The sequence below is a fragment of the Ruegeria sp. ANG-R genome (genome assembly GCF_000813985.1).
GTDB lineage: Bacteria > Pseudomonadota > Alphaproteobacteria > Rhodobacterales > Rhodobacteraceae > Ruegeria.
Genome location: NZ_JWLJ01000009.1, coordinates 119,478 through 133,521, shown reverse-complemented (window position 1 = coordinate 133,521; position 14,044 = coordinate 119,478). Strand labels below are relative to the sequence as shown.

Annotated in this window: 14 protein-coding genes; 3 read left to right on the top strand and 11 right to left on the bottom strand. The window is 54.9% G+C overall.

The window, feature by feature from the left end:
- Positions 1 to 14: 14 nt before the first annotated feature.
- From RA27_RS18095 to RA27_RS18070, 6 genes are read right to left on the bottom strand one after another with little or no spacing between them, the layout of a single operon-like run.
- On the bottom strand, positions 15 to 782 hold the full coding sequence (locus RA27_RS18095; RefSeq protein ID WP_039542309.1) for an SDR family NAD(P)-dependent oxidoreductase: 768 nt from the start codon (positions 780 to 782) through the stop codon (positions 15 to 17).
- A 10-nt stretch (positions 783 to 792) separates the two neighbouring features.
- Positions 793 to 1,998 (bottom strand): glycine C-acetyltransferase, encoded by a 1,206-nt coding sequence (locus RA27_RS18090; protein WP_206540004.1) that lies wholly within the window; start codon positions 1,996 to 1,998, stop codon positions 793 to 795.
- Positions 1,999 to 2,008: 10 nt separating this feature from the next.
- Positions 2,009 to 3,301 (bottom strand): TRAP transporter large permease, encoded by a 1,293-nt coding sequence (locus RA27_RS18085; protein ID WP_039542307.1) that lies wholly within the window; start codon positions 3,299 to 3,301, stop codon positions 2,009 to 2,011.
- The gene (locus RA27_RS23280) at positions 3,298 to 3,792 is read right to left on the bottom strand and encodes a TRAP transporter small permease (RefSeq protein ID WP_052265372.1); all 495 of its coding nucleotides are present in this window, start codon (positions 3,790 to 3,792) and stop codon (positions 3,298 to 3,300) included. The genes RA27_RS18085 and RA27_RS23280 overlap by 4 nt, the downstream gene beginning before the upstream one ends.
- A gap of 59 nt (positions 3,793 to 3,851) precedes the next feature.
- Entirely contained in the window at positions 3,852 to 4,847 is a 996-nt protein-coding gene (gene dctP / locus RA27_RS18075; RefSeq protein WP_039542304.1) for a TRAP transporter substrate-binding protein DctP, read from the bottom strand.
- A 53-nt stretch (positions 4,848 to 4,900) separates the two neighbouring features.
- Positions 4,901 to 5,926, bottom strand: coding sequence for a proline racemase family protein (locus tag RA27_RS18070; RefSeq protein ID WP_039542302.1), 1,026 nt, complete (start codon positions 5,924 to 5,926; stop codon positions 4,901 to 4,903).
- Positions 5,927 to 6,021: 95 nt separating this feature from the next.
- Here RA27_RS18070 and RA27_RS18065 point away from each other — a divergent pair, with 95 nt between their 5' ends.
- Positions 6,022 to 7,041, top strand: coding sequence for a GlxA family transcriptional regulator (locus RA27_RS18065; RefSeq protein WP_082025185.1), 1,020 nt, complete (start codon positions 6,022 to 6,024; stop codon positions 7,039 to 7,041).
- Positions 7,042 to 7,126: 85 nt separating this feature from the next.
- On the opposite strand, the gene RA27_RS18060 is transcribed toward RA27_RS18065, so the two are convergent.
- From RA27_RS18060 to RA27_RS23270, 3 genes are all read right to left on the bottom strand, one after another.
- On the bottom strand, positions 7,127 to 7,462 hold the full coding sequence (locus RA27_RS18060) for a LysE family transporter (RefSeq protein WP_082025184.1): 336 nt from the start codon (positions 7,460 to 7,462) through the stop codon (positions 7,127 to 7,129).
- 476 nt (positions 7,463 to 7,938) lie between these two features.
- A complete protein-coding gene (locus tag RA27_RS23275) occupies positions 7,939 to 8,337 on the bottom strand; it encodes a MarR family transcriptional regulator (RefSeq protein WP_193746542.1) in 399 nt (132 codons plus the stop codon).
- A 424-nt stretch (positions 8,338 to 8,761) separates the two neighbouring features.
- Complete coding sequence (locus RA27_RS23270; RefSeq protein ID WP_052265369.1) at positions 8,762 to 9,094, bottom strand: LysE family transporter; 333 nt, start codon at positions 9,092 to 9,094, stop codon at positions 8,762 to 8,764.
- A 176-nt stretch (positions 9,095 to 9,270) separates the two neighbouring features.
- Between RA27_RS23270 and RA27_RS18045 the strand changes: the two genes are divergently transcribed.
- Together RA27_RS18045 and RA27_RS18040 are read left to right on the top strand one after the other, a co-directional pair.
- A complete protein-coding gene (locus RA27_RS18045) occupies positions 9,271 to 10,587 on the top strand; it encodes an Hsp70 family protein (protein WP_052265368.1) in 1,317 nt (438 codons plus the stop codon).
- 58 nt (positions 10,588 to 10,645) lie between these two features.
- Positions 10,646 to 10,900 (top strand): hypothetical protein, encoded by a 255-nt coding sequence (locus RA27_RS18040; protein WP_039542295.1) that lies wholly within the window; start codon positions 10,646 to 10,648, stop codon positions 10,898 to 10,900.
- 236 nt (positions 10,901 to 11,136) lie between these two features.
- On the opposite strand, the gene RA27_RS18035 is transcribed toward RA27_RS18040, so the two are convergent.
- Together RA27_RS18035 and RA27_RS18030 are read right to left on the bottom strand one after the other, a co-directional pair.
- Entirely contained in the window at positions 11,137 to 12,513 is a 1,377-nt protein-coding gene (locus RA27_RS18035; RefSeq protein WP_039542292.1) for a glutamate decarboxylase, read from the bottom strand.
- On the bottom strand, positions 12,510 to 13,937 hold the full coding sequence (locus RA27_RS18030; RefSeq protein ID WP_241484103.1) for an amino acid permease: 1,428 nt from the start codon (positions 13,935 to 13,937) through the stop codon (positions 12,510 to 12,512). The genes RA27_RS18035 and RA27_RS18030 overlap by 4 nt, the downstream gene beginning before the upstream one ends.
- Positions 13,938 to 14,044: the final 107 nt, after the last annotated feature.

Sequence of the window (14,044 nt, the reverse complement as noted above, 5' to 3'; positions counted from 1 at the left end):
TATCCCGGCGTACGTTACGTTTCCTTGATCACACCCGCTGCTTCGAAGCCCCCGTCGACGGCCAGGTTTACGCCCGTGATGTAGGACGACTGAGGAAGCGCCAGATACACGGCGGCTGCGGCTACCTCTTCAGGGGTTCCATAACGGTCCATTGGAATGCCAGCCAGATACGCACGCCGGGTTTCCTGATCATGCATTTTCTTGACCAGAGCCGTTTCGATTGCGCCAGGAGCCAGCGCATTGACGGTCACACCCGATTTGGCCCACTCCATCGACATCACGCGCATCATGGCCGCCACACCACCTTTAGACGCACCATAAGCGGTTCGGCCCGTGCCGCCTCGTATGCCTGCGATTGACGACATCGCAACAATTCGGCCATAGCCCTTGTCCACCATCGCGCGGCCCGCCGCCTGCATCACGAGGAAACTGCCCGTCAGGTTGATGCCGATGATGCGGTCCCAGTTTTCACGAGTTGTATCAAGCGCGTGTTGCTCAAGACCGATCCCGGCAAAATGCATCAGGATTTCCAGCGAGCCGAACCGCTCAAGGGTTGCGGAAATCAGCGCATTCACGTCGTCGGCCTCGGCCACATTGGTGCGGTGGAACAGGGCCTGAGATCCGGTGGCCGTCAGTTTTGAAACGACCTCATTGCCCGCATCGTCGTTGAGATCGGCGATGACAATGTTTGCGCCGAGTTTCGCCAGCATTTCCACCGTCGCCAAACCAATGCCGCTGGCTCCGCCGGTCACAATTGCGGTGTGTCCCTGAAGTGTAAACATCAAACTGTCCTCAATTTATCACGCCAAGTTCGCGCCCTGCCTGGGCAAAGGCTGCAATGGCGCGATCAAGCTCTTCGATCGAATGGGCCGCAGACATCTGCGTGCGGATTCTATCCTGCTCCTTCGGCACCACGGGGAAGGAGAACGCCGCGACGTAAACGCCAAGCTCGCGCACCCGGGCTGCAAAGTCCTGGGCCAGTTGGGGGTCGCGCAGCATGACCGGAATGATCGGGTGCTCACCGGGCAAAAGCTCGAACCCAAGCGCCGTCATTTCCGTGCGGAAATGCGCGGCGTTGCGCCAGAGCCTTTCACGCAGTTCCGGTTCGTTTTCCAGAAGATCCAGCACGGACAAGCTGGTTTCGGCAATGACAGGTGCCAGAGTGTTGGAAAACAGATAGGGCCGTGACCGCTGCCGCAGCCAGTCCACGATTTCCTTGTTAGCCGATACATACCCGCCGGACGCCCCGCCAAGTGCCTTGCCCAGCGTGCCGGTCAGGATGTCGATCCGATCCATGACATTGCAATGTTCATGGGTGCCGCGACCGTTCTTTCCCATAAAACCAACAGCATGGCTGTCATCGACCATCACCAGTGCGTCATATTTTTCCGCCAGATCGCAAATTGCTTCGAGATCTGCGATATACCCGTCCATCGAGAACACGCCATCCGTGGCGATCAACCGAAAGCGGCAATCCTGCGCGGCCTGAAGCTGTTCCTCCAGATGCGCCATATCGCGGTTGCGATACCGCAGGCGCATGGCCTTGCACAGCCGGACGCCATCGATGATGGAAGCGTGGTTCAGAGAATCCGAGATCACCGCGTCCTCGTGGGTCAGCAGCGTTTCAAAAAGGCCGGCATTGGCATCAAAACAGCTTGGGAAAAGAATGGTGTCTTCCATGCCCAGAAACGTGCTCAGTTTCTGCTCAAGCGCTTTGTGAGGGGTTTGCGTCCCGCAGATGAAGCGCACCGAAGACATGCCAAACCCAAAGCGGTCCATTGCCCCTTTCGCAGCGGCTACGAGGTCGGAATGGTTGGAAAGGCCAAGGTAATTGTTGGCGCACAGATTGATCCGGCGCGAACCGTCTTCGAGAGTCACCTCACCCTGTTGCGGTGAGGCAATCGGAAGCTCGGTTTTGTACAGACCGTTCGTTCTGAGATCGTCCAACTGGTTGTTGAGATGTTGTGCGAAGTTTTCTGAGATTGCTTTTTTGGTCATTTGGATTTCCTCAGTAACCAAGAACGTAGTTTGGCAGGGCCAAAGCGATTGACGGGATGTATGTGGTCAGGATCAGCGTCGGAATCCACGCGAATGCGATCATGATCAGAGTGGGCTTGAGCATCGACTGCACCGACGTTTCCCCAACCCGCGCGCCGAGATAGAGCAGCGGAGCGGTTGGCGGCGTTATGTTGCCCATACCCAGATTGACACCGATGATGGCAGCGAACTGAACGGGATCAACGCCAAGGTCCTGAACGATCGGCAGCAACAACGGGGCCGACAACAACACGCCGGATACGTCATCCATAAGCATCCCGATCGCGACAAGCACAAGGTTGATCATCATGAGAATGACAATCGGGTTTTCCGAGATCGAGAAGATGAACGCTTGGGCGATACCCGGGATATCTTCGAAAACAAGCAGGCGGCTTACGATCATCACCATGAAGAACATGACCATGACCGCGCCTGTCGTGACGCCGGATTCGATCACCGCCTCTTTGAAGGTCTCCCAATTCAGACCCCGATACACCCAGAACCCGACAGGAATGGCGTAAAACACACCTATCGCCGCCGCTTCGGTCGGGGTCATGATACCGCCGTAGATACCACCAAGAATGATCAGCGGCATCAACAGCGCGGGCGTCGCTTTGAAGGTACGACGACCGGTCTCGACAAAGAAATCGTCGGGCAGTTCTTCAAGCTCGATCTCCTGCCGTTTGCGCATCATGATCCAGTTCACCAGGCAAAGCAGTGTGATCAGGATGATCGCTGGGACAACCGTCGCCAGAAAACACTTGAGAACCGATTGGCGCGTCACCCAGGCATAGATGATCTGAATCGAACTGGGCGGGATCAGCAGCCCCAATGGGGCGGCATTGGCGATCAGCGCGGCGGAGAAGCCTTTAGGATATTTGTGGCGTTCCAGACGGGGCAGCATCACACCGCCAATGCAGGTCAGCGTTGCGGCTGCCGATCCGGAGATCGAGCCGAACACCGCACTGGCCAGAACTGCCGCGGCGGAAAGACCGCCCCGGATACGGCCCAGGAAGACGGCGGCGATATCGACCAACGGTTCGGCCAGCTTGCCCCGGTTCATGATGGAGCCCGACAGGATAAACAGCGGGATCGCCAGCAGAACGATATTGTTCATGCGCCAGTGGCCCGAAGACAGGAAATTGGCGACATCGGTCTCGGCAACCCAGCCGAGATAAAGCAGAACAGCCCCGAAGGCGAACGGTACCGGAAGCCCTGCCACCAGCAGCACGCAGAGCATGATGAACACGATGAAGAGCGTCATAACGCAGTCTCCTCTTCGACGGAATGTCCGCGCAGAATCTGGATGCCATTCACCAGCGCGTGAAACGCCATGAGGATGAATCCGGCAGTGATAAAGAAACGGGGAACAGCGAGAGGTATCTTGTACACTGTCGACGTCGGAATATTGGGCCAGCGGGCAAACTCATGCAGAAACATCTTGATCGCGAAATAGCTGAGACCGATCAGGATCGCCGCTTCGACCAGCTGGAGTATCCCGGTATAAATCCGTTTTGCTTCTTCCGATTTGATTATCTCGGAAATCAGATCCGCCTTGATGTGGCTGTCGGTTTTCGACGCCAGAGCCCCACCCGCGAAATACATCAGAAATGCGATGACCAGCGCCCATTCTTCATACGCGAAAAGGTCGGTTTCAAAGACATAGCGCATCAGCACAACGGCAAAAAACACTGACGCCAGAAACAGGCTGCAGGTGAATACTATTGTTCGCTCTATTTTGACCAGCAGGCCCATCGCAGATCCTCCCCTAAGGTGAACGGGGCGGATAAACCGCCCCGTCTCGTATGATTTGATCAGTTCTTCAGGTCTGCCTTGATCGCATCGAGAAGCTCTTTACCCAGGTTCTCTTCAAGTGCAGGCCAGACGGTCGCGCGAACATGCTCGGCGATGCCACCCAACTGCTCATCCGACAGAGTGACCACTTCGATGCCTTTTTCCGGCAGGCGTACGAGGTATTCCTTGTCGACAGCCTTGCTGAGCGCAAAAGACTTCTCGGCGGCCTTGGCAAATGCATCAGTCATAACCGACTGTTGCTCGGCCGAAAGACCGTCCCAGACGTTCTGGTTGATGTAGAACGCTGTGTTTTCAACAAAGGCGTTGTAGGGCGTGAAGTATTTCACGCTATCGCCAAAGACGGTGTAGTTGGATTCGGCGGTTCCGCCGATCACACCTTCGATCACACCCTGCTGGATCGCGGGCACGACATCGCCCCAGTTCATCGTGGTGGTTTTGAAGCCCATTTCCTGCGCTGTCAGGCGTCCGACTTCGGCGCTCCAGACACGAATGTTTAGGTCTTTATCACCAACGCCGCCCACGTCAGCCGGCACCTTGGTCGATCCGACACCGATAAAGCCTTCGGCGAACACGCCCAGAAGCTTCAGGCCCTGTGCAGCGATGTGTTCTTCATAGACTTCGTAGAACTTGGAGCCCGGCGAATAGACCTTCTCCATCTCTTCATAGTTGCTGACGAGATAAGGCAGCGAGTTGATTTCAAGCACCGGGTCATTGTGGCTGTAGATAAAGGTATGACCGATATCGATGACACCGGCAGCGGTGTCTTCGAACACGACCTCACCGTTGCCCAGCTGGCCCGCGGGGAACAGCTTGATGTCGATCCCGACACCCGCACCCTCGATCTCGGCGATGGTTTCCTTGAGCACTTTTGTCGCGTTGTGATCAACGGGGTGCTGACCGGCGAGACGCAGCTTTACATCATCCGCCATGGCGCTGGTTGCACCAAGCAGAAGCACGGCCGCAGCGCTGAGTTTCAAAGTTGAGAAAATAGACATTCGAGTCCTCCCTAAAGTCTGGGTTAATGTGCTACATGGCTGTAGCGGTTTGATTAGCGGGGCTTTTCTGCGCCCCAACAGTCCGAGAGCGTGTATCCCAGCGGAAACGGATCGGTTGGATGAACTCCCAGGAAATGGCGACCATAGATCCAGCCACGACCTGAGACCGTTGGACATATCGCGGTGCGATCTCCGCAGGTTGTCATCGACTTGATTGTTGCGATGAATTCGCCATCGATGATCGAGCGCGAGGACACCACATCCTCGGCCGATATCTCTCCGCGCTCCAGCATCACAGCTAGGCGGGCAGCGGTGCCCGTGCCGCACGGAGACCGGTCAATGCGGCCCGGAAAGATGATCGTCGCATTGCGGATTTCTTTGCCGTGGCCTGCGACGAACATCGGATATTCGACGCGATTGAAGCTTTCCACCTCGGGATGCTGAACCTCGATCTGCTCCTGAGCGGCTGCATTGATGCGTGCACCCAGTTCGACAAGATCGCGCGCTTCTTCCGGCGCGATCTTATAGCCCAGATCCTCGGCTCGAACGAGGGCGAAGTAGCACCCCCCAAACGCCACATCCACGTGGATCGTTCCAAGACCCGGAACCTCGAGCGGATGGTCCAGATGCTCGACAAAACTCACCGGCATGTCGATCGTGACACGCTCGACCTTGTCGCCTGTCCAGTCGGCGGTTGCTTCGATAAGGCCCGCGGGCGTATCCAGCTTCACCACAGTCTTCGGCCCGGTCGGCTGAACGATCCCGGCCTCCAGAAGTGCGGTGGTCACACAAATGGTATTCGAACCCGACATGGCATGGGCACCGTCTGCCTGCATGGGAAAGAACCCCATATCCGCACCCTCGCGACAGGGCGGCGTCAGCAGGTTGATTGTCATCTGGGACGCGCCACGTGGTTCGTACAGGCAGACCCGCATCAGGCTGTCATCGACATTGTTGATGTGGTTCATCTTGTCGACCATCGTGGCGCCGGGAATGTCTGGCGCCCCACTTACGATAACCCGACCGATTTCACCTTCTGCATGAACACCAAGCAGCTCAATTTCTCGATCCAGCTTCATGAGTTATCCTTATTATTGCGCGTCACTGTCTTAAGACTACCGAGGCATCCAGCTTAGACTTGCATTTTTATCGCATTTTCTTGTAGAAAACCTGCATGACTGCTTCGATGAATTCCGCCAGCCAGCGCGAGAGCCCAAGCAAACCGGAAATCAGTTTCGGGCTGACCATGACCCACACGTTTCCGATTCTGGCACTGAGCGGATTTGTCGACACGTTGCGCCATGCCGCCGACGACGATAACCGCAATCGCCAGATATATTGTCGGTGGGACATATGCGGGCCAGACAGATTGCCGGTCACGTCAAGCGCCGGCATCAAGGTCTATCCTGACGTGGCATTTCGGGATTTAGCCGATCCCGACTACCTGGTTATTGTGGGTGGTCTGATGCCGCATATTGACCAGGTGCCATCTGCGACCCTCAAGTATTTGAGGGAATACCACGAACGTGGCGGGACGGTGGTCGGGCTTTGCACAGCATCGTTCATTATAGCTCAGGCGGGTCTACTGAAAGGGAAACACGCGGTTGTACATCACCGGCATCGCCGTGACTTTATCGAGCGCTACAAGAATGTTCAGGTCAGCAGCAGAGACATATTCGTAGAAGATGAACGGATTATTACCTGCCCAGGCGGAACGGCCTCAATCGATCTGGCGATTAACCTGCTCGCGCGGAAACTGGGCCGTCAACGAGCATTGAAGGGTCTTGTTGAAATGAGCGTCGACAGGTTCCGCGCTTCTACCGACATGGCAATGACACCATTGACCAAATACGAAACCAGCGCAGACGGGCGGATTCGTATGGCCATCCAATTGATGCGTGAAGACCTGAGCCAACCGTTGGACGTTAGTGAGATCGCAGCCAGTATCGGCATGAGCACTTCACAATTGCACCGGATTTTTATCGGGCATACGGGAATGAGCCCCGGCAAGTTCAGGCGCTCGATGCAGCTGGAACACGCACGGTGGCTGCTGTTGAACTCGGACAGAAATATCACACAGATCGCCATGGATACGGGGTTTTCAGATCCCGCCCATTTTTCACGCACCTTTTCAAAATCTTACAAGGTCTCACCCAGATCCTACCGATCACAGCGGGTATCTCTGGCGGAATGAAGGATTTCTTGGGAATTTATCTTCCGTCGAAGATCGATTGAACTTGCTTGAGGCCCAAGGGCTCAACGTAGAAATTCAATCCCGGCTACTGGCGACTGAAGATCCAAACAGCAGCACCCCCGAGAACGGTTGCGGTTGCACGATTGAACCTCTGCACCGACCGCCGGCTTGCCATCGCGTTACGACCGGCTTCAGCGGCAAAAAGGTAGATACCTAAAACAACCGACAACACCACCAGTGTTGTAATCACAAGGGCAATAGCCATTCCCGTGTCAATTCTGTCTGCGGGCACAACGCTGGGCAGCAGAGCAATGTAGAAAAGCATCATCTTCGGATTACCCATGGTGACGGCAAAGCCACCCAGAAAACGGGTCACCGGGCTTGTTTGACGCGATTGTTTCGCGCCTGGTCCAACGGACACCGGGGCGTTCCAAGTCTTCTAGGGCAGAACCAGATCGTCCTGCGCGCACCTTGCGCCATTGCGGTCGCAAGGATCGCTGCTAGGCCGGGGCCCGGTGTGGCAGCAGCGAGACCCAGAGCGGCGGCGAATACAAAGATCTCTCAGTCAAGCATCTTCGGACGGCTCCCCAACAGCATTTGCATAGGATGCAGGATCAACATCAAACGCAGCACAAATCCGTTCGATGGTTTCCAGACTTTCAGCATATGCAAAGGGCGAGGCACCTTCGAATGCGGAAAGCGTAATACCTTCCAGAAGATCTCACATACTGGGGGCCCGCTGCTTCGTATTCAGCGATCTTCTCATCCGAAGGCACTGTGTTCAGTTTGGTGGTCATAGCATTTCCTTTCAGAGTATTGCCCGCCAGGTCTTCTGGCAGAGGTGATTGGCGCAGAATACGTTTAGAAGCTAAACACTTTGGCCAAAATTTTTCCGATCTACTGAAGCTTCTCGGTTTCCTCATTGAAGGTTTCGATGAGATAGCCCATAAATCGAGAGATCGTCTTTTTCTCTTCGCTTGACACGTTTGTCAGGTAGGTACCGAATTTGGCATCCAGTTCCCGCCTTACCAGCAAACACCGGTTGGCAACGTCCAGACCAAACGGCAGCAGCTCGACCAGAGACTCGTTTTTGGTGCCGGGTATCTTGGACCGTCTCAACACACCCTTTTTCTCTAGCCTGGCGAGGGTCTGGGACACAGCGCCTTTGGTAATCCCCAACTGCGTCGCCATCTGCGTCACATTTTCGTCCGGGTTCATGTGAATAAAGAGGATCAGGTTAACTTCGGACGGGAAAAATGTTACGTCGCCTACCAGCACGCGTGATTTCTTTTCCATGAACAATATCTGATCTATCAGATCAAATATCTGCCCAATCGTCTTGTTCGTATCCTCGGTCATGGCATTATATTTAGTATCTAAACTCTAAGTGTCAAGACCGCTTGATTTGCATTGATCAACCACTCCGCTTCCAGACTAGCTTATGGCCATGCGCACGGCTGCCAAACTCAGCAACCCACCACCAAGGCCGTTTGCAATCCTCTGTCCGCACGGGCTGGATGATCCACGCGCAGCCAGTCCCCGGGCCAGCAAACCAATGGTCAGGTAGACCACGAAACACAACACAATGAAAACCAGAGACAAAACAATAGCCTGCAACCCTGGCCTGCTGCCGGCCTCATCAACAAACTGGGGCAGCAGAGAAAGAAAACCAGCATACCCTTCGGGTTCAGGAAGCTGGTCAGAAAGCCGCGCCAGATTGTCAGCTTTTTGGCCTTTTGCACCTTCGCTGCGACGGCGCCCGAAAATGCCGCCCGATCATGCTTGTTGCCAGATAGGCAAGATACAGAACGCCCGCCATCTTGAGCAGCCCAAACAGGAAGGGAGATGCGCTGATCAGGGCAGCAATTCCCACTGCAGCCAGGATTGCATGGGCTCCGTACCCCAATGATATTCCATTGACGGCCTTCAGTACCGCCTTGCGGTCAAGTGCCAAACCCTGCGACATAACCAACAGGATATCGGGTCCGGGTGTCAGGATAAGCGGGACCACGGTCAGAGCAAACCACCCGAGATTTCCGATCAATTGCTCCATTCGACTCTCCCGGTGTCGTTTACATGTAGGTTCAGAACTCGATTCTGCTTGCACTTAATATGGTAACTTGGTACCAATCAACCTTTACCGAACCGTACGACAGGGTTCCGGGCACTGTCGAATCAACCGTCGGACCGACTATCGCTATCACTGGTCAAACGCAGGAGGCATTTCCAATGCCAGTACAGGAAAAGGCCCCGATCCTCGCCGTCGATTTCGGAACCTCGAACTCTGCCGCGGCGATGCTTGCCGACGGCAAGATCACCCGGCTGCCGCTTGAGCCAGACCGTGATACGATTCCGACTTCGGTGTTCTTCAACGCCGATGACAACTCGACCTATTACGGCACCGCGGCAAACATTGCCCTGTCGGAAGGGGAACCCGGCCGTTACATGCGATCACTCAAAAGCCTTCTCGGGTCGCCCATAATGTCAGAAAGCCGGCTGCTGAACGGACGGCGTATGGATGGCTTCGATATCATATGCGACTATCTGACCACCATCAAAGCCCGGGCAGAGGACTGCACCGGCCTTTCCTTTTCGCACGCTCTTGCGGGTCGGCCCGTCCATTTCCACACGCGCGACCAAGTGAAAGACGCACAGGCCGAGGCCGATCTGAAACAGTGCTTTCTGCGCGCTGGGTTTGAGCATGTGGACTTTATGGCAGAACCGGAAGCCGCTGCGCTGTCCGAACAGGATAAGCTGCATCGCAACTCTCTTGGTCTCGTAGTTGATATCGGCGGCGGAACATCAGATTTCACGCTGTTCCGCAAAGGCAAAGAGGCAACAGAATACCGATTGATCGACATATTGGCCTCACATGGTCTGCGGCTGGGTGGAACGGATTTCGACCGTCAAACCAGCCTGAATTTCTTTATGCCCCATCTCGGGCACAAATCAAAAATCCGACGGGCGATGGCCGATGAAACTGTAACCGCCCCGATCTCGATCTTTGCCGATCTATCGACCTGGGAAAAAATCCCGTTCCTCTATAATGCGAAAACGCTTCGCGAGGTGCGGGAGCTTATCTATCTGGCACCGAAAAAACGCCCGTTTGAACGTTTGAAGAATGTTATCGAGTTCGAAAGCGGCCACGAGCTTGCGATGCTGACCGAGGCGACAAAGATCGCGTTGAACACGACGGATCAGGGATATCAACACGTTGATTTGTCGTTACTCGACTCGGGCCTGACGACAGACATAACCGTTGATGAGTTCGATGCGGCCATCATGAAAAGCTCGGACATCCTGAGACGCGAGATTGAAGAGACATTGGCCAAGGCGCATTGCGCGGCCGAAGATGTGTCACAGATTATCGAAGTCGGCGGCGGCGGCAAAATGAAGCTTGTTCGCCAATCCCTCAAAGACCTGTTTCCAAATGCTGAAATCCTGAGCGGGGCTACCTTTACGGCAGTTGTGGATGGCCTTGCGATGGCGACGGAAACACGCCGCCAAGTTCAGGCCGGGTCTGGGAATACGTTCGTTGTGAATTGAACATGAAGTTCTTATGGTGCCGGTACGACGGCACACCAGAAGCAGTAGAGGGAGTTAGATGACCGATAACTGGAAAAAGGTTGAACGCGTTCAGACCGGGGTGCGTATTGATAAACGCATTCTCAAGGTCCTCAAGGCTGTCGCGGCCCGGCATGAGATTAGTCTGGGTGACCTGGTCGAAGGTATCGTACTCTACAGCTTCGAGGGAAAGTCACCTTTCGAGGCAGATACTCTCGAGTTTATTGATCAGATGCGCGCAGCCTACGGGTTAGATTTGACAGCTGAAGACAGTCACAAACTTGCCGAAAACTGACGCTGCAGGTGTCGCCAAGGAACCTGCCTGTCAGATTGCGCAGGAACGCTTTATCTTTGAATTTCCAATAGTTGCCCAGTTGAAAACAGAGCGGTCAATTCGGCTCTGTTTGACAATGCCGCTCTGTTGTCACTGTGCTGCGCCTACAAGATTGCAGAACGGGACGATACAGATACCTCTGGCCCGATGGCGCGCCTTGTCGAACAAAACGCACCACCGGATCTTGGCCAGACTCTCTACACGTGTGCAAAGACCGTCGAACCGTCCTTTCCGTTGGCCGACTGGTTTTCCAGCTTCGCAATTACCTTGCCCATGTCCTGCAAGAGCATCTCAGCCATATCAAAACTAAAACCCTCGCGAACGACGATGCGAAGAACATGGATATCCTCTGCGCCTTCGGGCATCGAATACGCAGGCACTTGCCAGCCGTACTGACGCAACTGGTCGGACACGTCATACACGGTAAAATTGTCAGGGTCTTTTACCTTGAATGCAAACACCGGGATAGTACTGCCATCGCTGAGCAGCTCGAACGGCCCCAGATCGGCGATCCGCGCCGCAAGTTGCTGGGCGATCGCACCCAGATTACCCATCACTTGCGCATATCCGTTCCGACCCAGCCGCAGGAAATTGTAATACTGACCAACGATCTGGTTCCCGGGGCGAGAGAAGTTCAGGGTAAAAGTAGGCATGTCGCCGCCCAGGTAATTGACATGGAACACCAGATCCTCCGGAAGTTCCGACTTGTCGCGCCAGACGACCCAGCCGACACCAGGATAGACCAGGCCATATTTATGCCCGGACACGTTGATCGATTTCACCTGCGGCAGTCGGAAATCCCATTCCAGATCCGGTTGCAGGAACGGCGCGACAAAGCCGCCACTGGCCGCATCGACATGTAATGGAACGTCAAAACCCGTTTTGGAATTTGAGGCGACCAGCGCATCGTGCACCTCTTTGATCGGTTCATATTCGCCGGTGAAGGTTGTTCCCAAAATAGCGATGATCCCGATGGTGTTCTCATCAATCTTGGAAATCGTGTCCTCCGGGTCGATCACGTAGCGATCTTCGGCCATCGGCACGTACCGGGGTTCGACATCCCAATACCGGCAGAACTTTTCCCAGACGACCTGAACGTTGGTACCCAATATGAGGTTTGGCTTGTCGGTCGGCTTCCCCTTTGCACGCTGCCGCGCACGCCAGTTCCATTTCATCGCCATACCCGCCAGCATCACGGCCTCGCTCGATCCGATGGCGGACGAGCCGGTTGCATTCTCTGGTGCATTGAACAGATTTGCCACGATCTTGATACAACGTTCTTCGATCATTGCGGTGTTCGGGTACTCATCCTTGTCGATCATGTTCTTGTCGAAGGTTTCCGACATCAGCCGCTCTGCCTGAGGCTCCATCCATGTGGTCACGAAAGTCGCCAGATTCAGGCGGGCATTTCCGTCCAGCATCAATTCGTCATGGATCAGACGATAGGCTGAATCCGCATCCATCTCGTTTTCGGGCATACTGTACTTGGGAATGGGTTCGCGCATAAAACGCCCCCCATAAGCCGGGGTGAGAACAGATTCAGTATCAGAGGAAGGCGTAGGTTTCTTGGTCATGACTCTACCTTTTTTGCATTTTGTGTCTCACTGAACCGAACCCATTGGGGACGACGGAGCGCGTAAATCAGGAAGGGTACCGCAGAAACAAGCACGACACCCAATACCATCATAAGTTCGAAGGACAGGATTGACAGGCCACCGACCGCAGGCGGGATAAATCCGATGCCAAAACAGGCCACGGCAGCAAGCAGACCGATACCGGCGGTAATCCACATTCCCGCATTTCCTCCCGGCACACGATAGGCGCGTTGAACCTCGGGGTGGCTATAGCGCAGCCGGATCGCAGCGGCATACATCAGGACATACATCAAGGAATAGATCAGAACGGCGATCGACGTCAGAATAAGAAACGCCGTATTGACGTTGTCCACCAACAAGAACGACATGGCGATCAGCGAAATCAAAGCGGCTTGCAGTATCAGAAGGTTCGTCGGCACACCCTGATCATTCACCTTCTGCGCCCAGACCGGAAGATTTCCATCCTGGCCTGCCGCCAGGATGCCCTTGACGGGCCCGACGATCCAGGTACTGACCTGTCCGGCGGCGCCAAATGCAACCAGAACCGCCGCAACTGGCGTGAGCCAAACAAGACCGAAATGCGAGAAGAAGGCCGAAAACGCCTGCATCGCACCGTTGATCTGATCAATCGACGCTGCAGGCAGGATCGCGGCGACAGCAAGACCGCCAAGCAGAGTCAGGACAAAACCGATTGCCGCAGCGCTAAAAACAGCCAACGGATAGGTCCGGTGGACATTCTTGACCTCTCGCGCATGGCTTGCGGAAACCTCGACACCGACGAAACCGAATATGAAACTGAGAAACAGAACAAGGTTCCCCGTCTCCCACAAGGATGGAACCCAGTTCTCTGCGGTCAATGCCGTATCGATCTCCAGCGTATTGCCCTCGGCAGCGTATAAGGCGCCCAAGCCAATCAGGACAATGGTTGGCAGCAGAACACCAACAGAAACCGCGACGCTGCTGATCAGCCCCGAGCTTTTTGATCCACGGAAATTCGCAAGGGTCGCAGCCCAGTAAACGATAAGGATGACCGCAACGATAAAGTACTTGTTTGACCCAAGAGACGGATCAAATGCGTACGCCAAAGACGCCGCGACATAGGCAACAATCGATGTGATGCCAAAGATGCTCTGCGCCCATTGCAGCCACACAGCGGCAAACCCCAATCTGGAGCCAAAGGCCGCCTCGACCCAATGGAACACACCGTTCTTGGGCCAGCCGGTGGCCAGTTCGGCTGACACCAGTGCCACAGGGATAAGATAGGCGACGATTGTGATGGCATTGAAGATGACCATCTTCATCCCGGTCTGTGCCATCATGGGCATGTTGCGCAATGTCATGAACAATGCTGCGGTTATCAATGTCAGCGCGATGACACCGATTTGATGTTTGGTTTCGGTCAATGAAATATTCCCGGTTTTCCGATTTGGCTTTCGATCGTCTCAGCCGCTCTGCGCTATATCCTGAAACTTTGTCAGTTACTTAAAGACAGGCCATTTCGGCATCTGTT